This window comes from Luteibacter sp. KNZ12-1A, assembly GCF_056755675.1.
The window spans coordinates 1-21,555 of sequence record NZ_JBPGXU010000050.1; the positions used below are offsets into that span (position 1 = coordinate 1).

Consider the following 21,555-nt stretch of genomic DNA (forward strand, 5'->3'; position numbering starts at 1 on the left):
AGATGTGTATAAGAGACAGGCCTTCACCTTGGGACGCTTAATTGCAGAAGCCGTTCGGGTAGGTGGACGACTTATAGGCGTAGAGCCAGCTGGTCTTGCCACCGTCGTTGGCGATGTTCCAGCCGTTGCCGATCGAGCCGATCGCCTTGTTCAAGGTCTGCGAGCGGGTGAGCACCGGCGTGGTGAAGTAGTTGTCCGCGTCGGCCTCGACGCGGAACGACAACTCGGCGAGCGAGGGAGCGGACGCGCCGTTGACGTACCACAGGGTAAGCGTGAATTCGGCCACCGATTGACCGATATCGGATTCCGGGCCGTCGTATTCCTGCTGCGTCACCGTCACGCCCGCCACCGGCGAAAGTCCGGCGGTGGAGATATCCGACAACGCCGACGCACCCGGGAACTGCTTGATGAGCGCCGAGACGGTGGTGGGCGTGGTGGCCGCATCCTGTTTGGTGGAATGCGCGAGCACGAGGCTGCCCGGCGTGACGTCGGTCTCGAACTTGGTCTCCTTGTTCTTGCCCGCACCCGATACGTCCGTCCAGTAGGACAACTCTTCATCCGCATGGCGGAACTTGAACTGGATGTCGTTGTGGTCGCCGGCGCGCGTACGCACCGAGTAGCCACGATTCATCAGCGAGCAGCTGTGCGGCGTGTCGTAATAGGCCAGCGTGTCGCGATCGCCCGCGCTGAAGCTGCCGCTGATCGTCTTGTCGAAGGCAAGCGCGGACAGGCGCACCGAGACATCGTGCAGGAGCGTCGCCGCCGCGCTGGACGGATTGCTGGCGAAGCGCGTGGGATCGAGCAGCACCTTGTATTCCTTGCTGTCGACGTAGGCCGGCGTGTTGGCGTGGCTGGCCGTGGCGCCTAGCAGCAGCGTGGCCGACAGCAGGGATAGAACCGTACGTTTCATCATGCGCATGACCCTTCAGTGGTGGTGGGAGGCGGCGGTGGAACGCATGCCCGGCAAGGTCAGCCGGTACACGAGGATGCGGTTGTCGTTATCGATGGCGGAATCGCAGCGCCGGCCTTCCATGACGCAGTGCTTCGCGATGAAGTCGTTGTCGTTGCCGACCAGGAGAAACCAGTCGTCCGGATAGTTCGGGTCGAGCACGGGAACGAGGTCCATCGCTTCCCACTTCTCGGACAGCATCGCCATGCCCGGCTTGTCGCGTTCGATCGAAAGTCCGAAGCGGGCGAGGTCGGTCGGGTCCAGCAGATCGACCAGCGGCTTCCAGCTGGCCGGATGGATGCTGGCGCGCAGGCCGCCATCCTGTCCCAGCACCGACGTCGTCGACGTCTCGTACGTGGTTCCCGCGAGGTTGCTGGCACCGTCCGTATCCACCAGCAACACGCTCTTGAACACGATGGGCTTGCCATTGTCGGCACCGTAGCCGTTGCCATCCCGGGCGAGCATGAGGAAACGATGATCGTCGATGACGCGGATCTCGCTCTGCGCCGCCGTCTTGTTCGGCGCGCCACCGTCGCCCTTGTCGTCGTATGCGGGAAGGCGAACCACGTAATGCGCCACGGGGCGCTTCGGCACCGCATTCCGGCTCACGTCGTAGACGAGTACTCGAGTGAGCGTGCGGCCCGAGGCGTCGCCAGGAGCGCTGTCCTGAACCAGCGCGCTCTGCAACACGACGAACAGGCGTTCGCCATCCGGCGAAAGCGCCATGCCTTCGACACCCTGGTTATTGCGCCGGCCACTGGCGGGTGCACGCAGGGAGGTGAAGTCGGGCTTGCCATCGGTGTCGAGCGGTTGCACCGACCTCGGCGGAACGATGATGCCGGTGAGCCGCCCTTTCGCGTCGAATCGATAGACGTTGGCCGCGTACTCGTCACCCACGTAGAAGCCGCCATCGCGGGTGAACTGCAATGACTCGGCATCCAGCGACACCTTGCCGGCGCCCACTCCTGTCGCAGGCGAAGGCAGGACGACGCCACGCTCCGTGCGCAGGCCGCCTCGTGGCTCCGCTCCCGTGAACGGCTTCCCGTCGAAGTCGCGCAACTCGCGCCCACCGTCGGGCACCAACACAAGACGCGCCCCCGGTGCAGGCGCCGCACCGTGCGTGGGCACCGAGCCCTGTGTGAGTGCAGCGCCGTGCATCGGCGACACCGCGCCTTTTGTGGGAGCCGCTTCAGCGGCGAATGACGCCCGCCCCACCGTCATGCTGAAGCGAAACCGATGCAAGCGTCCCCGGTAATCGAAGAACACGTCGTGCTCCGGGTCGTTGCGACCGCGATCCGGTAGCGTCCATAGCACGCCGGTGTACGTGTCGCCTTCACGCTTCCAACTGCCCGGTTCGATCATCAGCGACGAGAACGAGCCAAGCGTGTCGCCAAGGAAATCCAGCGTGCTCGCCGGCAGGGATCCCGCGGCGACCAGACCCTTGTCGACATAGGTCGTATCGCCCATCCGGACGGTGCGTGGCAACGGTGCCGAAACGATATCCGGCACGCGCACCTCGCCCGTCTGCGCCGCGGCGCTGCCCAGCAGGAGCGCCACGCTCAGGCCGGCGACCAGGCGCGACATCAGAAGCGCACGTCGAGGTTGGCGAAGTACTGGCGCGGCGCCGACGCGTGGAACACGTACGCGGTGCCCTTGGGATCGCTGGGCACGAAGGCGCTGGAGTCGAAGTTGCTTGCGTATCGCTTGTCGCCAAGGTTGGTCACGTTGATCGACAGGCGGATGTCCTTGGCGAAGGAAACGGGCCCGAAGTCGTAGCCACCGGAAAGGTCCCATACGGTGAAGCCGCCGAAACCCCGGTCGTTCGTGTACGTGTAGAACCGCTCGCCGGTGTACTTGCCACGCAAGGACGCGAACCACGCCCCCTGCGTCCAGTCGATCTGCGTCGCGAAGAGCTTGGACGGCGTGTCGGCCTGGATCTTGCCCTTGGTGTGCTGGACGACGCCGGCCTGCACGTAGTCGCTCGCATAGGTGGAGCGGTTGTACGAGGCCGAGTTGTACCAGCGCAGATGATCGGTCGGTGTCCAGACGAAGGTCACTTCCACGCCATGGCTGTCCACGCCGCCCACGTTGTAGAAGCGGTTGCCGCACGACGGACCGACCGGCTGGCGCGAATCACAAGGGTTGTACTGGAGCAGGCGGTTGTCGAAGCGCACGTTGTACGCGGCCACCGAGGCGGCCACCGGACCGGTCTCGATGCGATAGCCGGCTTCCAGGCTGCGTGACTTCTCGGGCTTGAGATCGCCCTGCGTATCCCAGATGGCCTGGCTCACCGCCTGCGGACCGAGCTTGAAACCGCCCTGGAACATCGCGATGTTCTTCGCGAAGCTGGCGAAAACCTCCTGGCCGTCGGCGATCTTGTAACGCGCGCCGAACTGCGGCAGCAGGGCCTTGCTCGCGCTCAGCTTGCCACTGGCGAACTGGTTGTTCGACGTGGGCTTGATCGGCTGCACCGCGTCACCGGGAAGCGCCGTGGCCTGGGACGTGACGTGCGGACTCTTCACGCCGACATCGACGGCAAGCGCATCGTCGAGGAAACGGATCGTGTCCTGCAGGAAGGCCTGTCGCGTGTTCCATACCGTGCGCTGCGCGAAAACGCCGAGGTCCGGCGTGCTGTCGATGGGAGCGCTCAGGTCGCGCGGCCCGCTCACATAGCTGCTGTAGCGCGAGGCGCTGGAGACATTGTGCTCGTACCACACGCCGCCTTCGACGTGATGGTTGGCGACATCCCATGCGGCGGAGAGGATCGCGCCGGAGCGGTTGATCGTATACAAGGTGTTGCGGAAGATGATCGGCAACTGGCGCGGCGTACCCGGGTACGAATAGGTGCCGCTGTTCCAGTTGTGTCCCTCGCCGGCATCCTCGTGATGATAGACCTGGGCATGGATGGTGACCGAATCGCTGGGGAAGAAGTCACCGGCAAGGTAATAGAGGTCGTCGTCGCGCAGGATCTGTCCCGCGGTGAACGCGCCGTCCGCATCGGTGTCCGCGCCGCTCTTGTCGCAGAGCTTCGCGTTGAGCGTACCCGCGTTGCAGTACGCCTTGCCGATCGCCCGCTGCCAGTCCGGCGCGTAACCGCCCCAATCCCAGCCGAGTCCGCGTGCCAGTTCACTCTTGGACAGGTAGAAGTAATCGGCCTGCGAGGTCCGCGAGGTGTCCGCGAAGCCCGTGAGGCGGCCCCAGTCGAAGTCCCACACGGCCTTGCCGTTGAACTGCTTCGTGGTCGAACCGTTGTAGACGCTCTGGTTGTTCCACAGGTCCGAGGTGGTGCGCGCACCGGAGAGGTACATCGAGAACCCGTTGTACTCGCCGGTATCGAAGCGGGCGAAGGTGTGGCGGTTCTGGTCGCTGCCGAAGCCCTGCACGACGCGGCCACCCATGGTCTTGAGCGGATCGCTGGAACTATAGGCGATGGTGCCGCCGAGGTTGCTGGTGGAAGGCGTGCCAAGATTGCCGATGCCTTCGGAAAGCTCCGCGCCGGCGAAGTTCTCGGAGATCAGCGCCCGGTTGATCGAGAGGCCGTTGTAGTTGTTGTACGCGCTGTCGCCGAGCGGCATGCCATCCAGCGTGTAACCCAGCCGCGTGCCGCTGAAGCCGCGCAGGCTCAGGGTCATGGATTGTTCGTTGGTGCCCAGCGCATCGGCGGACTGCGCATTGACGCCAGGCAGCACGTTCAACACCTTCTGCAGGCTGGTTCCCGGCGGAAGCACCTTCTGGTCGGACGTGCGCAGGCGCTGTACCTGGCGCGTCTCACCCGTACCGATGACGGAGACGGCGTCCAGATCCTGCGCCTTGTCGCGCTTGGCCGCGGTGGCGGCGGCATCGGCCGTGGAGTCGGTATCCGTCGCATGGGCGACGGAAGCGAAAGCCATGCCCAGGGCGATGGCCAGAACGGTCTGCTTCAACAAGAGCGGCATCCTTACTCACGCTGACGCGCCGCAACCCCTCCCCTGAGGCAGCCCGGTACACGCCGTGGAAGCGTTGGATAGTCGGGCGTCCAAATGAAATCTTGATGACAGCTGAGATGACAACGAAGGGAGCCGCGCCGGCTCCCCCCACCTAGCGGAAGTCGATCGTGGAGATCGCGCCGGCCATCTCGGGGCGGGGACGCAGGGAAACGTCCCAGTCGTAGAGTTCGCACAGGCGGCGAACGATGGCGAGGCCGAGGCCCGCCCCGCCACCGGTGGCGCTTTCGCCGCGGATGCCGCGCTGGAAGAGCTTTTCGGCATCCTCCGGCTTGATCCCGGGGCCGGTATCGATGACATCGATGTGGCCATCGAGGACACGCACGGTGACCTTGCCTTCCATCGTGTACTTGATCGCGTTGCCGATCAGGTTGGTCAAGGCCACGGAGAGCACCGATGCGGGCGCGTTCACGGTGACCGATCCGTCCACGATCAGTTCGATCTCGATCGGCTTGCCGCCCATCTGCGGACGCTGGCTTTCGATGACGTCTGCGGCGACCCTGGCCACGTCCGTGGTCTCGCCACGCGTCGGCCCGCGGCGCTCGGCACGCGACAGCAGGAGCAGGGCTTCGATGAGTTCGGTGGCCTGGCGCGAGGCGCGTTCGATGCGTTTCAGGCGCTCGCGCAGCTTGTCGGTGAGATCCGGAGAGCCCTGCAACAGTTCCGTGGTGCTGGCGATGACCGCGAGCGGCGTGCGCAATTCATGGCTCACGTCGGAATTGAATTCGCGGTCGCGCTCGACCACCGAGGTCAGACGCATGGCGTATTCGTCGAGGGCCACGGCGAGTTCGCCCACCTCGTCGTCGGCGAAATGCGGGGCCAGGGCCTCGGCCTTGCCCACGCGGCGGAAATCGCGCAGGCGACGCGCGAGGTCCGTTACTGGCCGCAGGACGCGCGAGGACAACCACACGCCCAGCACCAGCGAAAACAGGCCGAACAGGAAAACGGCCGCGACCACGCTGGTGATCAACTGGCGCTTGCCCAGTTCGTCGCGCGAGACGTCGAACTGCAGGAAGTTGATGATGCCGCCTTCGCGCCGCACCGCCACCTTGTAGTGGTGGTTCTTGCCGTCCTTGTCCGTCTCGTAGAGATCGTGCACGCCGGTGTCGAGCGACTGCCAGGTCAGCGGCGCCTTGTAGATCGTGCGGTCGCTGAAGGTGGACGCCTTGACGATGTTGAACTGCGGACGCTCATTGGGATTCGCGCGCACCTGCTCGTTCAGCGAATCGACCTCGTCCTGGAGGGCCGAGTTGATCAACTGTTCTTCGACGCGCTCACGGATGTTGATCGCCGCGAACGCGAACAGCGCGCTCAGGCCGAACCCGAACAGCGTGAATGTGACGATCAGTCGGAAACGAAGCTTACGCCTGGACCGCATCCGGATCGACCATGCGGTATCCGATACCGTGACGCGTGTGGATCAGCGGTTTCTCGAAGGGTTTGTCGATGGCCGCACGCAGCCCGTGGATATGCACGCGCAGCGAATCCGAATCGGGCAGTTCCTCGCCCCAGACGCGCTGTTCGAGATCCTGGCGGGTCACCACGGACGGGCTGGCCTCCATCAGCGCCTGCAACAGCTTCAGGCCGATGGGGTTCAACTGGATCGACTTGCCCTCGCGGGTCACCGTGAGCGTGTCGAGGTTGTAGGTGAGGCCACCGACCTTGAGCACCCGGCTCTGCGGACCCTTGCCGCGCCGCGCCAGCACTTCCAGGCGCGCGGCAAGCTCCTGCAAGGCGAACGGCTTCGTCATGTAATCGTCGGCGCCGGATTCGAAGCCCGTGAGCTTGTGCTCCAGCGAGTCGCGCGCCGTGAGCATGAGCACGGGCGTCTGCTTGTGCGCCTCGTGGCGCAGCTTCTTGGCGACATCGAGCCCGTCCATCCCCGGAAGGGTCAGGTCGAGCACGATGACGTCGAAATCGTGCACCACGGCCAGATGCAGGCCGGTGACGCCGTCGCCGGCGAAATCGACCACGTGACCACGATCCTCGAGGTAATCCCCGATGTTGGTCGCGATGTCGGTATTGTCTTCGATGACCAGAACGCGCATGCGGCACTCCGTTGTGCGGTCGCTTTGAGTCTTATGAGTATTGCGACGGCAAGCTTAACGGGGAAACCGTGAAGCGGACAGAACTAAAAGAGAGGCCCGGGCGGGGGGAACCCGCCCGGGCCGAAAGAACTACTGCCCCGATACCGTCACCCCGCGTCGCGGAATCACAGTGGGACCTTTATAGGGGAGCGCCCTTTAAATCGCTGTTAACCCCTTCGGCGCCTTGGGCCGACGGGCCTTAGGCACCGCCGGACGCCCGGCCAGCCGGGCCTCGCAATGGGTGACGATGGCACCGGCCACGTCCACGCCGGTACTGCCCTCGATGCCCTCCAATCCTGGCGAGGCATTGACCTCCAGAAGCAGCGGCCCGCGCGACGACCGCAGCAGGTCCACGCCGGCCACCTCCAGGCCCAGCGCCGAGGCCGCCTCGATCGCCACCCGGCGCTCGTCCTCGGTCAGGGTCACCTGGGCGGCGCTGCCGCCTCGATGGAGGTTCGCGCGGAACTCGCCCGGCGCCGACGATCGCTGCATCGAGGCCACCACCTGGTCGCCGACCACGAAGCAGCGCAGGTCCTGGCCATTCGCCTCGCGGATGAACTCCTGGACCAGGAAATTGGCGTAGAGGCCGCGGAACGCCTCGATGACGCTCTGCGACGCCGAGCGCTTCTCGGCCAGGACCACGCCGGCACCCTGGGTTCCCTCGTTGAGCTTGATGACATGCGGCGGGTCGCCAAGCATCGCCATGAGGTCGGCGGTGTCGTCGGGATTGTCGCCGAAGGCGGTCAGGGGCATGTCCACGCCCCGGGCCGCCAGCAATTGCAGGCAGCGCAGCTTGTCACGCGCGCGCAGCACGGCATCGGACGGATTCGGGGTGAAGACGCCCATCAGTTCCAGCTGGCGCAGCACCGCCGTGCCATAGAACGTGCTGGAGGCGCCGATCCGCGGGATCACGCAGTCCACCGGGCCGAGCGGCTTGCCCTTGAAGTGGATGGCGAACGATTGTGGCGCGATGCTCATGTAGCAACGCAGGGGGTCGATCACCCGCACCGTGTGCTTGCGCTTGCGCGCAGCCTCCACCAGCCGCTGGGTGGAGTAGAGCCGCGCGTTGCGCGACAGGATGGCGATCTTCATGACGGGTCCCGGACGGCGCGGCGCGGCGTCTGCGAGTAGGAAAGCGAAGGATCGACCAGGAAGCGCCCGTCGAGGGCGGTCCGGCCGAGCAGAAGGGGAAACAGCATGTGCCGCCGGTCGGTCAGGTTGACGTCGGCCATGAAGCGGCGGCCGGCCAGTTCCACCTCCGTGCGGATGAACCAGCGCGTGGTCGTGTGACCGCCCGAGTCCGTGACCGATCGTTGTCCTGTCGCCTTCGCCTCGCAGGGCGCGGACACCCCACCCTTGCGCGTGGTCCGCACCTGGAAGTGTAGCCAGGTGCCATCGGAGCGCTGGTCCACCTTCAGCCATTCGACGTGCAGCGACGACGAGCGCGCGCCCGTATCGAGCTTGGCCTTGAGGACGGGAATGCCGAGCGACGGAAGTGCGAGCCGTTCGCGCCAGCCTAGGGTGATGACGTCAGTCATGGGGTCTGGAGCGACAGGTAGGGGGACGACGGCGGGTCGCGGGGAACGACCCATGTTCGCGGCGGCATGCCTCGATGGGAAAAGGATGCCGAAGGTACGAAGCCGGCGCAACTGTACCGACAGCCGGAGGGACCGCCTTCGTCACGGGCATGAAAAATACGTGAAACGCGAAAAGCGGCCGAACGACTCAACCCGGGGCCATGCCTTGCCCCTTCCGCATCATGTACAGGGAGCTGGCGACGCCGATCAGGGCCACGAGGCCGACGTAGTGCGCGGGCCCCAGCCCGCCCGCGGTCTTCGCCAGGTAGCCCACCAGCACCGGGGTAGCCGCGCCGCAGATGGCGTAGGCCACGTTGTACGACAGGGAGATACCCGAAAAACGGATGGCCGGCGGAAAGGCGGCGACCAGCACCGATGGCACGATGCCGGCCACGCCCGCGAACAGCCCGGCCAGCGAATACAGCGCAAGCAGATGGGTGCCGCCGCTTCTCAGGTCGAAGTACAACGCATAGGTGCTGGCGGCCAGTCCCACCGAAGCCACCAGCATCGCGCGCGCCTTGCCTTGCCAGTCCACCAGCAGACCGCCGAGCACGCAACCGACGCACAGGGAAAACGCGGCGAGGCTGCCACCGGTGAAGGCCCGGGCCGGCTCGACATGGAAGGCCGTCTGCATCAGCGTCGGCGTCATCAGGATCACCACGACGATCGCCGCCGTGAGCACCCAGGTGACGACCATCGACAGGGCCACGCCCGGCAGGTGATCGCGCAGGACGACCCATGCGGGCAACTCCGTCGTCAGTTCCTTGCGCTCGCGCATGCGTGCGAATACAGGGGTCTCGCTGAGCCAGCGGCGCAGGTACACCGCGAAGAACCCGAACACGCCGCCCAGGAGGAACGCGATGCGCCAGCCATGGTCGAGCATCGCCGCCTCGGACATGCGGGCGCTCATGGCGGCGGCGACCAGCGAACCGATGAGGATGCCGAAGGTGAGGCCGGAACTCAGGCTCGCGCACGCCAGGCCTACCCGATGCCGTGGCACGTGCTCGGCGACGAAGACCCATGCACCCGGCACCTCGCCGCCGATGGCGATGCCCTGCACCACGCGCAACAGTGTCAGCAGCACGGGCGCCAGTACGCCGATCGTCGCGTACGTGGGCAGGAAACCGATGCACAAGGTCGGTACCGCCATCAGGAACACGCTGAGCGTGAACATGCGCTTGCGGCCGACGCGGTCACCGAAATGCGCCATCACCAGGCCACCGAGTGGCCGCGCGAGATAGCCCACGGCGAAGATGCTGAAGGCCTGCAACTGCGCCACCCAATCGGAGGTTCCCGGTGGGAAGAACAGGTGTCCGAGCGTCTTGGCGAAGTAGGCGAAGATCACGAAGTCGTAGAACTCGAGCGCGCCGCCCAGCGCGGACAGGATCAGTGTCTTCGCATCGCCGCGGCCCAGCGGTCGGCGGTCGGTCATGTCGGTATCGATGATGGCGCTCATGGGGACGTCCGGGGAGTGATCGCGCGACTATAGGGGCTTATCGCTCGAAAGAAATCACCCGGACGGAGTACGGCGGCAGGACCGTGCCGTACGGCTTGTCCGATGCCGATAGCGTCAACAGGCTTGAGGGAAGAAGGTGTGGCGTGTCACGATCCGCCGCGTGAGCGACCGGCCGGCCCCGACACAGCACCTGCGCGACCTGGCAAGGCTACGCCGGGTCCGCGACCGTATCGACCGCGAGTACGCCCAGCCATTGGACGTCGAAGCACTTGCACGCGGCGTACACATGTCCGCGGGCCACCTCAGCCGGCAATTCCGGCTCGCCTATGGCGAATCGCCCTATGCCTACCTGATGACGCGCCGTATCGAGCGTGCGATGGCCTTGCTGCGTCGCGGCGACCTGAGTGTCACCGATGTCTGCTTCGCGGTCGGTTGCGCATCGCTCGGTACCTTCAGCACCCGCTTCACCGAACTGGTCGGCATGCCTCCGAGCGTCTATCGCGAGCGCGAAGCGCAGGCGGTTTCCGGCATGCCATCGTGCGTGGCGAAACAGGTCACGCGACCGGTCAGGAATCGAGAAGCGCGCGCCGCGGTGCGACGGCTAGCATGACCGCTCCCAACCAACGAGCACCGTCGCCATGGACATCGCCATCCACGCCAGCTTCCTGCCACACAACGACCCCGAGGCTTCCCTGGGCTTCTATCGCGACATCCTCGGCTTCGAGGTTCGCAAGGACGTAGGCTACAACGGCATGCGCTGGATCACCGTCGGCCCCGCCAACCAGGCAGATACCTCCATCGTCCTGTACCCGCCGGCGGCTTCGCCCGGCGTCACCGAAGATGAGCACCGCACGATCGCCGAGATGATGGCCAAGGGCACCTTCGCCATCCTCCTGCTGGCCACGAGGAACCTCGACGAGGCTTTCGACCGGATACAAGCCAGCGGCGCGGAAATCGTCCAGGAACCGGCCGAACAACCGTATGGGGTTCGCGATTGCGCCATCCGAGATCCAGCGGGAAACCTAATCCGGTTGCAGGAGTTGCGCTAGTTCTCGATAGGCTCAGCCTCTTGTCATCATAAGATCAATCAATTTCTGCAATGCTCGCAATCGGGCCATGATCCAGGCACTAGGTAAACCACGAGTCGCCGGCGCTCGATCCTTCGTCCCGGCAAGCCAGAGGAGACCTCCTGATGTCGAGCGAAGCGAAATGCCCTTTCAATCACACCGCCGGCGGCGGCACGACCAATAACGACTGGTGGCCGAAGCGCCTCAGGGTCGACCTGCTCAACCAGCATTCGTCCCGGTCCAACCCCCTTGCGCCGGACTTCGACTATGCCGAGGCATTCAAGAAGCTCGACCTCGCGGCGCTGAAAAAAGACCTGGCCGACCTGATGACCGATTCGCAGGACTGGTGGCCGGCCGATTTCGGCCACTACGGTCCGCTGTTCATCCGCATGGCATGGCACAGTGCGGGCACCTACCGCATCGGCGATGGACGTGGCGGCGGCGGTCGCGGCCAGCAGCGCTTCGCTCCGCTGAACAGCTGGCCCGATAACGTCAGCCTCGACAAGGCGCGACGCCTGCTCTGGCCCATCAAGCAGAAGTACGGCAGCAGCATCTCGTGGGCCGACCTCCTGATTCTCACCGGCAACGTCGCCCTGGAAACCATGGGCTTCAAGACGTTCGGTTTCGCCGGCGGACGCGAGGACACTTGGGAACCCGACCAGGACGTTTACTGGGGCAACGAGACCGAATGGCTCGGTGGCGACCATCGCTATGGCAAGGTCACGCCACAGAGCGAAGGCGTGCTGGTCGCCGATCCCGAGCTGCACGGCGAGGAAGAAGACCGCACCGAAGGCGGACGTAACCTGGAAAACCCACTCGCGGCGGTCCAGATGGGTCTCATCTACGTCAATCCGGAAGGCCCTGAAGGCAAGCCGGACCCGATCGCCGCGGCGCACGATATCCGCGAGACCTTCGCGCGCATGGCGATGAACGACGAAGAAACCGTCGCCCTGATCGCCGGCGGCCATTCCTTCGGCAAGACCCACGGCGCGGCCGACGCCGCCAACGTCGCGGCCGAACCCGAGGCGGGCGACCTCGAACAGCAAGGGCTGGGGTGGAAGAACAGCCATGGCAGTGGCGTCGGTCGCGACGCCATCACCAGCGGCCTGGAAGTGACCTGGACGCAGACGCCGACGAAGTGGAGCAACCTCTTCTTCGAAAATCTCTTCAAGCACGAGTGGGAGCTGACGAAGAGCCCGGCCGGCGCGCACCAGTGGGTGGCGAAGGACAGCGGCGATGTCATCCCCGATGCGCACGGCGGTCCCAACCGCAAGCCCACGATGCTCACGACCGATCTTTCGCTGCGCCTCGATCCCGCCTACGAGAAGATCTCACGCCACTTCCTCGAGCATCCGGAAGCGTTCGCGGACGCGTTCGCGCGTGCCTGGTTCAAGCTGACCCATCGCGACATGGGGCCGCGCTCGCGCTACCTCGGTCCCGAGGTGCCCGCCGAGGAACTGATCTGGCAGGACCCGGTACCCAAGGTCGACCACCCGCTGGTCGACGAGAACGACATCAAGCAGCTCAAGGAGAAGGTGCTGGCCTCCGGCCTCACCGTGTCGGAGCTGGTCTCGACCGCATGGGCCTCCGCCTCCACGTTCCGTGGCGGCGACAAACGCGGTGGAGCCAACGGTGCGCGCATTCGTCTCGCGCCGCAGAAGGACTGGAAGGTCAACCAGCCTGCGCAACTGGCGAAGGTGCTCGACCGTTTGGAGGGCATCCGTGCCGAATTCAATGGCGCGCAAGCCGGCAAGAAGATCTCCCTGGCCGACCTGATCGTGCTGGCGGGCAGCGCGGCCGTCGAGAAAGCGGCGAAGGATGCCGGCCATGCCGTCACCGTCCCCTTCGCCCCGGGTCGCACCGACGCCTCGCAGGAACAGACCGACGTCGCCTCCTTCGAGCCGTTGGAGCCCGTTGCCGACGGTTTCCGTAACTACGTCAAGGGTCGTTACAGCGTGCCAGCCGAAGCGTTGCTGATCGACAAGGCGCAGTTGCTGACCCTGACCGCACCGGAAATGACGGTGCTCGTCGGTGGCCTGCGTGTGCTCGGCGCGAATGTCGAGGGCAGCAAGCAAGGCGTCTTCACCGACCGGCCGGGTACGCTGACCAACGATTTCTTCCGCAACCTGCTCGACATGAGCACGGTGTGGAAGCCGACCTCCCCCGCCCGGGAGTCGTTCGAAGGCAGCGAGCGCGGCACCGGCAAGCTGAAATGGATCGGCAGCCGTGTGGACCTGGTCTTCGGTTCGAACTCCATCCTGCGCGCGCTGGCCGAGGTCTACGGCAGCGCCGATGCGCAGGAGAAGTTCGTCGGCGACTTCGTGGCCGCCTGGACGAAGGTGATGAACCTCGACCGGTTCGACCTGCGGAAGTAAAAGCGAAGGCCGTGCAGGGCCACCATGCATCTGCGTGGTGGCCCTGTCGTTTCTAGCCTACGCGATGCTCCGCCGCGGAATCGCGTGCGGTGTGCGCCGCGCCGCCATCTCTGCGGCGGGTATCTGAAACGATGCGCCCGGCTTCGAGTTTCACCACACGGTCGGCCAGCGAGAAATAACGGTCGTCGTGCGTGATCGCCACGACCGTCTTGCCCTGCGCCTTGAGGTCCGGCAAAAGCGTGCGGTAGAAGTAATCGCGGAAGTGCGCGTCCTGGTCGGCGGCCCACTCGTCGAAGAAGAAGATGTCGCGGTCTTCCGCATAGCACTGCAAGAGCGCCAGGCGCTTTCGCTGCCCGGTGGAAAGGGTGAGCTTCGACAATTCCCCCTGCGCCACCTGGACCTGCGAACCCAGGCCCAGCGATACCAGCAGCGTCCGGATGCGTTCGTCGGGAAGAGGATGTCCCGCCACGTCGAGCACATGCGGAAAGAGGAAGAAATCGCCGAACACGCCCGTGAAACGCTCACGATGACGCTGCTTGTCCGCCTCTAGCGGCACGCCGTCGACGGCGAGTTCGCCTGTGCGTGGCGTGAGCAGCGAGGCGAGCAGGAGCAACAAGGTCGATTTGCCGCTGCCATTGCCTCCGACGATGAAGAGGAGTTCGCCACGCCGGATTTCCATGTCGACCGGGCCGAGTGCCATTCGTCCGTCCTCATCGCCCGCATAGGCGTAGCTGACGCCCCTGAGCGCGATGCTTCGCCATTCGTCGCCGATTCCCTGCTCCGCCCCGTGTACGGGTGGATCGACCTCACCACCAAGATCCAGGCCGACGCGCTGGAGGTGCCGCAAGCTGGCCGTACCGACGCCCACCTGCCGTGCCGCGCTCACGATGAACGCGATCGGGCCGCTGAGGAACAGTGCGCCGATCACGAAGCGCATGAGCGTTGCCTGTGGCAATGCCAGGCTCGCGTAACCGACATAGACGATGACGAAGACCGACGCGTAGATCACCGCCGACGACCACGCCTCGTTGAAACCAAGACCCGTGTGCACCTGGATCATCAAGCGGCGGGAACGACCGATGGCCGGTCGGATAAGTTCCTCGGCGACATGCCGGGCGCGCGCGGCATTGAGCGCCAGTTCCTTCTTTCCTTCGCTGAGGTAGCGAAAGTATTCGAAGACCTTTTCGTTCGCTTCGCGCAGGGCGTCGAAGCGACGACGTAGAAACCGTTCCAATGCCAGAGAGACCACGATCGTGGCGCAGAGAAAGGTGGCGAGAATGCCCAGGAGTGGCGGTGAAACGCTGGCGAGATAACCCGCATACAACACGACGAGCAACCCGTTGTACGCCAATAAAGGAGCGACGAGCACCAGCGGCGCGATGCTTGCCACGTCCTCGATGAGCGAACCGAAGATCGCGTGCTTTTCGTTGGCCAGCTTCTCGTATTCCAGGTCGATGAAACGGCGCGACAGGTCGATCCGCAGTTGCGCGACGAGATCGCCGCCTAGACGGGCCAGGATGAATTGCGACATCGCGCCTGTCGCGAGCACGGCACCCAGCCATCCTGCGCCCTTCCATAAGGAAGCCGTGCGGCCGGCGTGCACGCCGTTGGCGGCCAGCTCGTTGATATGCGACAGCAGCGCCATGGTGGACAGGGCGCTCGCGGCGGACAGCACCATGGCACCGAGGACGAGGGCACGGTGTCGAAGGATGAAGCGCTTGAGGATCATCGATGCACCCTTCCACCCATCGTGGCGGCGTCATCGCATGGTGCCAGATACCGGTCGCCGGCATGTGTCGTCTCTTGCGCGCAAATTCGGCAAACCACGCAAATCCTCGTCCCGGAGTCATCAGAATGCTCTGGCGGCGTCGTCGTGGATGCGCCCGCCGCGACGCGCTTCTTCAACGTCCGGGCGCACACCCGTAACACCTGAGGAGTACTCGCATGCAGACCGACAAGATCCTGGCGGGATGGTTGAGTGGCGCCGATAGCGTAGGTGGGTATGACAATCCGGCTGGTTCGCTCTACACCGAGGGCCATGCCCAGACGTTGATGGCGATGACCAGCACGGACATCGCACTGATTTCCAACTGTAGTTCCTGTACGGCCTCCCGGCCGGGCGTCTGCTGCTAACAAGCGGTAGCCGCGATAGCCGTGGCCAACCCCACGGCTATCCCTTCGCCATCCTAGAAACCGCAACGGTACCGTCGGGACCGCCCATGGATGCATCCGCGTCGCAGAACGCCTTCGCCCCTGTCATCGCCTTCCTTACGGACGACGCACGCCGGCGACTCGCCGAGGACATCGTCCGCCAACCCGGGCTCGATGAGGTGGAACGCCTTCTTGTCGCCAGGGTCGCGGAACGCGCCTTGCTCGACAACGCCGAACGAAAGCTCAACCGCGTGCTCCTGTTGGAACTGCATGCGGCAAAGCTTTCCGGTGACCTTCCCGAGGGAACCGAAGCCTCGCGTTTCGCCGCCTTCATCGCACACGCCATGACCCCCGGATTCGTCGCGGCGATCGATCGCCGCTATCCCGTACTCACGCCCCGCCTCACGAAGGTTCTGGACCAGCAACGCCATGCCATCGTCGCCATGCTTTCGCGGTTGGTCGCCGACCGTGAAGCCTTGTCCCTCTTCGTGGGAACCGATCTTGGCGAACTCCGCTCGCTGTACCTCGGCGAGGGTGATGTCCACGAGGGCGGACAGTCCGTGGCACGCCTGACCTTCGCCGGTGGCACGGTCATGTACAAGCCGAGGTCGCTGCGCGTCGACGCCGTGCTGGACCGTTTTCTCGACACGGTGCTCCACGACGATCCTTCGCGCATACGCGTACCCGCGGTGCTCGACCGGGGCGATTACGGATGGAGCCGCCATGTCGACCATATCCATTGCACCGACGACGCGCAGCTTGCCATCTTCTATCGCAACATCGGGCATTGGCTCGCGGTCATGCGATTGCTCGGCGGCACCGACATCCACTACGAGAACCTGATCGCGTCGTCCATCGTCCCGTACGTGGTCGACGTCGAAAGCCTGTTCGTCACGGAGATTCCGCTGCCACCCTCGCAGAAGGGCGAAGCCGTCGACCTCGCGCAGGCGCTCATCCGCTCGTCGGTGCTTCGCACGGGGCTGGTCCCGTTCCGGGCGCCGGTGCTGGGACTGGACGGCGTCGACATCTCCGCCATCGGCGCGCTGCAGGGTGAGCAACCGAAGATCCGCGTTCCGGAGATCGTCGATGCCGGGACGACCGAGGCCCGGGTCGGACTGGTCAGCGTCGAGATCGAGACCGGCAAGAACCATCCCTGCACCAACCCCGACATCTCACGCTTCTGGGAAGATATCGTCACGGGTTTCCGCACAATGAGCGATGCGCTCGCCGAACGGCATCGCGGTGAAGCGCTCACGCCGTTGCTCGAAGCCTTCGTCGGCTGTCGCATACGGCGCATCCGGCGGCCGACACAGGCGTATGTCGAAGTGATGCGCATGCTCTGGCATCCCGCATCGCTGCACGACGAACCAGCCGCCATCGAGCGCGCCCGCGATCTTCTGACGCGAAACGCCGTCGTCTCGCCCGTCGCCCCTTCCGACCCAGCCATCATCGCCGGCGAAATCGACGACATGCGTCATGGCGACGTCCCCGTCTTCGCCAACGTGCTGGACGAATCGCAGCGGGACGAGGTATTTCGCGCCTGGCTGGACATGCGTATCGAGCTGGAGGAACTGACCATTCGCGGCGCCCTCGTCACCGCCCACCTGAACGTGCGGCTCAACGACGACAAACGCTCCCCCTACGATCTCTCCGCCCGGAACGCCCATGCCGGCGATCTCGATCGGCGGCGGCGGGCGATGGCCCGGGAGACGCTCGAACAACTCCTTCGCCTCTCCGTGCGCGGTGACGATGGCACCATGACCTGGATCAGCCCGATCCTCGGCCGTGGCGGCTGGACGATGCGCACGCTGCAGTCAAATCTTTACGTCGGCCTGGGCGGCATCGCGCTGGCACTCGCTGGATACGCCGAGGAAATGCGACATGGCCGAGTCGACAAGGTCGTCGGGGTCGCCGAGGCGTTGCATGGCGTGCTCCGCATCCTGCGTGCCGCCGAGGACAGCGACGAAGCCGAGGCGATCGGCGGTTTCATCGGGCTGGGTTCGCAGGTACAGACGTGGCTGACCCTCGATTACCTGCACCCGGGTGAGGAATTCCTGTCCCGCGCCGTGGCCCAGGCGACGCGCATGGAACGCTGGGACATCGAGAACGAGCGCGTTCTCGATATCCTGGAAGGCGTGGGCGGCGCGATCGTTCCCCTGCTCAACCTCGCGGACGCCACCGGCGATCCGCGCTGGCTGGCGCTCGCGGAGCGGGCGGGCAGACACCTCGAAGCGACCGCCATCGTCGACGAACGCGGGGCGCGCTGGCCCGCGTCGATCTTCAGCGAGCCGATCGGCGGCTTTGCCCACGGCGCGACGGGTACCGGCTGGGCACTCACACGCCTCGGCCTCAGCGATGCCGGAAACGCCATCGACCGCCACCGCTGGCTCAACCTCGCCGAGTTGGCCTTCGATTTCGAGGAATCGCTATACGATACGAAGGCGGGCAACTGGATCGACGTACGCAAACCGGACAGCGACGACTTCGCGAACACCTGGTGCCACGGCAGCGTCGGCATCGGACTGGCGGCATGCGACCTCTACGAGCGCACACGGCACCCACGCCACCTGGACACGCTGCGCCGCGCGGTGCGCGTCGCCGCCGAAGGTGGCTGGGGACACAGTCACACCCTGTGCCACGGTGATCTCAGCACCTGGGAGTTGCTGACGCGTGCGGCGCGGCTCGATCCGTCCCTCGTGCCGGACACGGGACTGCCAGCCGCGGCCATCGTGTTGTCCAGCATCGAGGAGCACGGCATCGTCGGTGGCCTGGCACGCGATGCGTTCACCCCCGGCCTGATGAGCGGTGTCTCGGGATCGATCCTGCAGTTGACCCGGATGCACCCGGCATGCCGGGTGCCGTCGCCATTGTTGATGGAATATCACGTGGCCGTAGCTTCGCACGGTACGGCTCGCGAGCACGACGTGGTGGCGACTTAGCCGTCCTTGCCTGGCATAGCCGAGTCCGCCGGTCATGCCATCAGTCATGCCAACCATCCAGGCAGGCCAGGCATCCTACCTGCTCACTCATCAACGCAGGGGATCACATGCATCGCTGGATATCCGCCACCCTCCTGGCCGTGGCGTCGCTCGCCGCCACGGCGCAGGAGGTGCCTAAAATGATGTTCCTCGGCTCGGGCCACCTGGCCAACCACAATCGCGACGTGGCCAATACGCATGTGGAAGACGTGCGGACGCCGGCACGCCAGGCCGAGATCGAGCAGATGGTCACGCGGCTCGCCGCATGGAAGCCCACGCACATCGCGATCGAATATCCCTATGCCAAGCAGGCCGAACTCGATAAGCGTTACGCGGACTATCGGGCAGGCCGTTACACCTTGACGGCAGACGAAACCGACCAGATCGGATTGCGGCTGGCCAAACAGCTGGGACTACCCCGTGTCGATGCCGTCGACTGGAATGGAGATGCCCCAGGCAAGGATGCCGACTACGACTGGATGGCATGGGCGAAGGCACATGGCAAGGCGGACCTGCTGGAAAAAACCGTCGGCCCGTGGAAAGCCACGGCGGCGAAGGAGACCGAGTACCTGAAAGGCCACAGCGTGACCGAGTGGTACCTCATGTGGAACGATCCCAAGTGCATGAATCAGGATCAGAAAGGCTATTTCGAACTTCCGCTCTTCGGTGACGACACCAACAATCCTGGCGCTGCATGGGTCGGCCAATGGTATGCGCGCAACCTGCGCATCTTCACGCATATCCGCGCGCTTGCGACGAAGCCTGGGGACCGTGTGCTCGTCGTCTATGGCGCCGGCCATGGGCCGCACTTGCGTAAAGACGCGGTGGAGTCCAACGTGTTTGAATTGGTCGAGCCGCAACCGTGGCTGACCGGGAAAGCGACCACCAGATAGGTGGCCAAGAAACCACCCGGATGAGCGGTATCGTCGACCTACATGTCTCCGGGTAACGCCCGGACGACAACATGGCAGAGCCGAGCCCATCTACCTCAGCGGTATGGTGAACGAGCCGCTGGGGTACTGCTGCGCCATGAATTCCACGAAAGCCCGCACTTTCGGGCTTTGCAGACGTCGCGACGTATGCAGTACCCATAGCTCGACGTCCTCGCCCGCGATCCCCCATGTCACGAGGTCTCCGCTTTCGAGCAGGCTTCCCACGATCGATTGCGGCAACAAGGCGACACCCGCCCCAGCGGCGACGGCATCGCGGACCATCAGTAGCGACGACAGGCGCAACACGGGTTGCGGCGCGATGGCGAGCTTGCCATTGCGAACGGTCCACACATCGCCATCGCGATAGGTGGACATGACCACGGCCGGCATCGGGAAAGGTCCATCCCGCCGCCCCCTGGGCATCGAGATGGACGGCGCCGCGGCGAGGACCAGACGATCCCGGGCGAAGCACCGCCCCACGAGGTCGCTGTCCTTCTGGGGGTTGATGCGGATAGCCACATCGAAACGTTCATCGACCAGGTTGACGAAACGGTCCTCCGACACGGTCTCGATCTGTACTTCCGGGTAGCTCTCCAGGAACTTCGCGGCGAGCCCTCCCAAGGCGAGTTGCGAGAACAACTGCGGCGCCGCGATACGTAAACGACCGCGTGGCAGGGCAAGCCCATCACGCACGGCCGCGAACGCCTCGGCAATTTCGCGCATGGGTCCTTCCGTGCGCCCCACCAACAACTGGCCCGCGTCCGTCAGCTCCAGGCGTTGCGTGCCGCGCTCGATAAGACGAGCCCCTAGCTCTTCTTCCAGGTCGCCAACCCGGCGCGACAGCGTCGCCTTGGATCGGCCCGTGGCACGAGCAGCCTTTCCAAAGCCTCCGTGTGTCGCCACGAGATGGAAGTCATCGAGCGCGTTGAGGTCCATGGTGTCTCGTTTTTGGTACCAGGTGTCTCGATTCTAAGGTCTGTGTATCGAATGTGGAACCCCTTATCGTTTGGTCCGTACCCACCGAACACCAAAGGAAACGCATCGATGAACACTATTCGCGCCCTGCAACTCGCCGCGTACGGCGGACCTGAAACCGTCCGGGCTTACGCTATCGACGCCCCCGCTCTCGAAGCGGGCCAGGTCCTGGTCCGCGTCCACGCCGCTGGAGTCAACGGGCTGGATTGGAAAGTCCGCGAAGGCTACGTGCGGGATGTCTTTCCTTTGCAACTGCCAACCACGCTGGGCATAGAACTCGCCGGCGTGGTCGAGGCTGTCGGCCCTGGCGTGACGCGGCTGCGTCAAGGCGACCACGTCATGGGTTCACTCGGACGACTGGGTGCTTATGCCGACCTGGTCGCCGTCGACGAGGCCAACCTCAGCCTCGTGCCTCGATCATTGAGTTTTGTCGAAGCCGCCGCGTTGCCCGTGGCTTCCGTGGCGGCATGGCAGAGCCTGCATTTCGCAGGGCCGGTACGTGCCGACCAGCGTGTCCTGATCCATGGCGCCGCGGGTGGCCTTGGTGGCTTCGCCGTGCAGTTCGCACATCGAGCGGGAGCGGAAGTGTTCGCCACCGCGCTGGGCGATCACGCTGAGTACGTCAGCGGCCTTGGCGCGGACCACGTCATCGCTTACGACCGGGAACAATTCGAAGACCGCGCCAGCGACATCGACCTTGTACTCGATTATGTCGGTGGCGAGGTACTGAGCCGCTCGTGGTCCGTGCTCGCCGATGACGGCGTCGTCGTCAGCACCGCGTCGCCAGCCATCGAGTCGAACACTCCCGCAGGACGCCGCGGCCTCTGGTTCGTGAATACGCCGGATGCCGCACGCCTGCATGCGATCGCCGAGGACGTGGCGGTGGGCCGCCTGCAGTCCAGGGTCGCCGCCGTCGTGCGTTTCGACGACCTCCCCGCAGCGATCGAACGCAACCGGACCCAGCCACAGCTCGGCAAGGTCGTCGTCGATTTCTCCCTCTGAATCCGTAACCCCTCTCTCTCATT

General features: G+C 65.0%; 17 protein-coding genes. 7 read left to right on the forward strand and 10 right to left on the reverse strand.

Annotated elements, in window-relative coordinates:
- Window positions 1-37: 37 nt before the first annotated feature.
- The 8 genes from ACR9ZJ_RS11505 to ACR9ZJ_RS11540 all read right to left on the reverse strand — a co-directional run bounded on the left by ACR9ZJ_RS11505 (window position 38) and on the right by ACR9ZJ_RS11540 (window position 10,052).
- Window positions 38-913, reverse strand: a complete 876-nt coding sequence (locus tag ACR9ZJ_RS11505) for a hypothetical protein (RefSeq protein ID WP_481281579.1) — start codon at window positions 911-913, stop codon at window positions 38-40.
- Window positions 914-925: 12 nt separating this feature from the next.
- Window positions 926-2,533: an esterase-like activity of phytase family protein gene (locus tag ACR9ZJ_RS11510; RefSeq protein ID WP_481287825.1), complete on the reverse strand. Its 1,608-nt coding sequence runs from the start codon at window positions 2,531-2,533 to the stop codon at window positions 926-928.
- A complete protein-coding gene (locus ACR9ZJ_RS11515) occupies window positions 2,533-4,884 on the reverse strand; it encodes a TonB-dependent receptor (protein ID WP_481281581.1) in 2,352 nt (783 codons plus the stop codon). Before ACR9ZJ_RS11515 ends, ACR9ZJ_RS11510 begins: the two co-directional genes overlap by 1 nt.
- 142 nt (window positions 4,885-5,026) lie before the next feature.
- The gene (locus ACR9ZJ_RS11520; protein WP_481287826.1) at window positions 5,027-6,310 is read right to left on the reverse strand and encodes a sensor histidine kinase; all 1,284 of its coding nucleotides are present in this window, start codon (window positions 6,308-6,310) and stop codon (window positions 5,027-5,029) included.
- The gene (locus ACR9ZJ_RS11525) at window positions 6,294-6,980 is read right to left on the reverse strand and encodes a response regulator transcription factor (RefSeq protein WP_166699672.1); all 687 of its coding nucleotides are present in this window, start codon (window positions 6,978-6,980) and stop codon (window positions 6,294-6,296) included. Before ACR9ZJ_RS11525 ends, ACR9ZJ_RS11520 begins: the two co-directional genes overlap by 17 nt.
- A gap of 195 nt (window positions 6,981-7,175) precedes the next feature.
- Window positions 7,176-8,111 carry a 30S ribosomal protein S6--L-glutamate ligase gene (gene rimK / locus ACR9ZJ_RS11530; RefSeq protein WP_481287827.1) on the reverse strand — a complete coding sequence of 312 codons (936 nt, stop codon included), beginning with the start codon at window positions 8,109-8,111 and terminating at the stop codon, window positions 7,176-7,178.
- The gene (locus ACR9ZJ_RS11535; protein ID WP_481281582.1) at window positions 8,108-8,557 is read right to left on the reverse strand and encodes an ATP-dependent zinc protease family protein; all 450 of its coding nucleotides are present in this window, start codon (window positions 8,555-8,557) and stop codon (window positions 8,108-8,110) included. The genes rimK and ACR9ZJ_RS11535 overlap by 4 nt, the downstream gene beginning before the upstream one ends.
- A 187-nt stretch (window positions 8,558-8,744) precedes the next feature.
- On the reverse strand, window positions 8,745-10,052 hold the full coding sequence (locus ACR9ZJ_RS11540; protein ID WP_481281583.1) for an MFS transporter: 1,308 nt from the start codon (window positions 10,050-10,052) through the stop codon (window positions 8,745-8,747).
- Window positions 10,053-10,212: 160 nt separating this feature from the next.
- On the opposite strand from ACR9ZJ_RS11540, the gene ACR9ZJ_RS11545 reads away from it, so the two are divergent.
- From ACR9ZJ_RS11545 to katG, 3 genes are all read left to right on the forward strand, one after another.
- Window positions 10,213-10,662, forward strand: coding sequence for a helix-turn-helix transcriptional regulator (locus ACR9ZJ_RS11545; RefSeq protein WP_481281584.1), 450 nt, complete (start codon window positions 10,213-10,215; stop codon window positions 10,660-10,662).
- A gap of 28 nt (window positions 10,663-10,690) precedes the next feature.
- Window positions 10,691-11,101, forward strand: a complete 411-nt coding sequence (locus ACR9ZJ_RS11550; protein ID WP_481281585.1) for a VOC family protein — start codon at window positions 10,691-10,693, stop codon at window positions 11,099-11,101.
- 143 nt (window positions 11,102-11,244) lie between these two features.
- Window positions 11,245-13,494 (forward strand): catalase/peroxidase HPI, encoded by a 2,250-nt coding sequence (gene katG / locus ACR9ZJ_RS11555; RefSeq protein WP_481287828.1) that lies wholly within the window; start codon window positions 11,245-11,247, stop codon window positions 13,492-13,494.
- Between the two features lie 52 nt (window positions 13,495-13,546).
- Here katG and ACR9ZJ_RS11560 read toward each other — a convergent pair whose 3' ends face one another.
- The gene (locus tag ACR9ZJ_RS11560; RefSeq protein ID WP_481287829.1) at window positions 13,547-15,223 is read right to left on the reverse strand and encodes a cyclic peptide export ABC transporter; all 1,677 of its coding nucleotides are present in this window, start codon (window positions 15,221-15,223) and stop codon (window positions 13,547-13,549) included.
- A 215-nt stretch (window positions 15,224-15,438) separates the two neighbouring features.
- Here ACR9ZJ_RS11560 and ACR9ZJ_RS11565 point away from each other — a divergent pair, with 215 nt between their 5' ends.
- From ACR9ZJ_RS11565 to ACR9ZJ_RS11575, 3 genes are all read left to right on the forward strand, one after another.
- A complete protein-coding gene (locus ACR9ZJ_RS11565) occupies window positions 15,439-15,627 on the forward strand; it encodes a DUF6229 family protein (RefSeq protein WP_481281588.1) in 189 nt (62 codons plus the stop codon).
- An 86-nt stretch (window positions 15,628-15,713) separates the two neighbouring features.
- Window positions 15,714-18,584, forward strand: a complete 2,871-nt coding sequence (locus ACR9ZJ_RS11570; RefSeq protein ID WP_481287830.1) for a type 2 lanthipeptide synthetase LanM family protein — start codon at window positions 15,714-15,716, stop codon at window positions 18,582-18,584.
- A 107-nt stretch (window positions 18,585-18,691) separates the two neighbouring features.
- Window positions 18,692-19,516: a DUF5694 domain-containing protein gene (locus tag ACR9ZJ_RS11575; protein ID WP_481287831.1), complete on the forward strand. Its 825-nt coding sequence runs from the start codon at window positions 18,692-18,694 to the stop codon at window positions 19,514-19,516.
- Window positions 19,517-19,606: 90 nt separating this feature from the next.
- Here ACR9ZJ_RS11575 and ACR9ZJ_RS11580 read toward each other — a convergent pair whose 3' ends face one another.
- On the reverse strand, window positions 19,607-20,491 hold the full coding sequence (locus ACR9ZJ_RS11580) for a LysR family transcriptional regulator (RefSeq protein WP_481287832.1): 885 nt from the start codon (window positions 20,489-20,491) through the stop codon (window positions 19,607-19,609).
- 108 nt (window positions 20,492-20,599) lie between these two features.
- Between ACR9ZJ_RS11580 and ACR9ZJ_RS11585 the strand changes: the two genes are divergently transcribed.
- A complete protein-coding gene (locus tag ACR9ZJ_RS11585) occupies window positions 20,600-21,532 on the forward strand; it encodes an NADP-dependent oxidoreductase (protein ID WP_481287833.1) in 933 nt (310 codons plus the stop codon).
- The last annotated feature ends 23 nt before the right edge of the window (window positions 21,533-21,555 follow it).

Coding starts and splice junctions, on each gene's coding strand:
- ACR9ZJ_RS11505 (WP_481281579.1), bottom strand. CDS start 913: ATGATGAAACGTACGGTTCTATCCCTGCTGTCGGCCACGCTGCTGCTA.
- ACR9ZJ_RS11510 (WP_481287825.1), bottom strand. CDS start 2,533: ATGTCGCGCCTGGTCGCCGGCCTGAGCGTGGCGCTCCTGCTGGGCAGC.
- ACR9ZJ_RS11515 (WP_481281581.1), bottom strand. CDS start 4,884: ATGCCGCTCTTGTTGAAGCAGACCGTTCTGGCCATCGCCCTGGGCATG.
- ACR9ZJ_RS11520 (WP_481287826.1), bottom strand. CDS start 6,310: ATGCGGTCCAGGCGTAAGCTTCGTTTCCGACTGATCGTCACATTCACG.
- ACR9ZJ_RS11525 (WP_166699672.1), bottom strand. CDS start 6,980: ATGCGCGTTCTGGTCATCGAAGACAATACCGACATCGCGACCAACATC.
- rimK (WP_481287827.1), bottom strand. CDS start 8,111: ATGAAGATCGCCATCCTGTCGCGCAACGCGCGGCTCTACTCCACCCAG.
- ACR9ZJ_RS11535 (WP_481281582.1), bottom strand. CDS start 8,557: ATGACTGACGTCATCACCCTAGGCTGGCGCGAACGGCTCGCACTTCCG.
- ACR9ZJ_RS11540 (WP_481281583.1), bottom strand. CDS start 10,052: ATGAGCGCCATCATCGATACCGACATGACCGACCGCCGACCGCTGGGC.
- ACR9ZJ_RS11550 (WP_481281585.1), top strand. CDS start 10,691: ATGGACATCGCCATCCACGCCAGCTTCCTGCCACACAACGACCCCGAG.
- katG (WP_481287828.1), top strand. CDS start 11,245: ATGTCGAGCGAAGCGAAATGCCCTTTCAATCACACCGCCGGCGGCGGC.
- ACR9ZJ_RS11560 (WP_481287829.1), bottom strand. CDS start 15,223: ATGATCCTCAAGCGCTTCATCCTTCGACACCGTGCCCTCGTCCTCGGT.
- ACR9ZJ_RS11565 (WP_481281588.1), top strand. CDS start 15,439: ATGCAGACCGACAAGATCCTGGCGGGATGGTTGAGTGGCGCCGATAGC.
- ACR9ZJ_RS11570 (WP_481287830.1), top strand. CDS start 15,714: ATGGATGCATCCGCGTCGCAGAACGCCTTCGCCCCTGTCATCGCCTTC.
- ACR9ZJ_RS11575 (WP_481287831.1), top strand. CDS start 18,692: ATGCATCGCTGGATATCCGCCACCCTCCTGGCCGTGGCGTCGCTCGCC.
- ACR9ZJ_RS11580 (WP_481287832.1), bottom strand. CDS start 20,491: ATGGACCTCAACGCGCTCGATGACTTCCATCTCGTGGCGACACACGGA.
- ACR9ZJ_RS11585 (WP_481287833.1), top strand. CDS start 20,600: ATGAACACTATTCGCGCCCTGCAACTCGCCGCGTACGGCGGACCTGAA.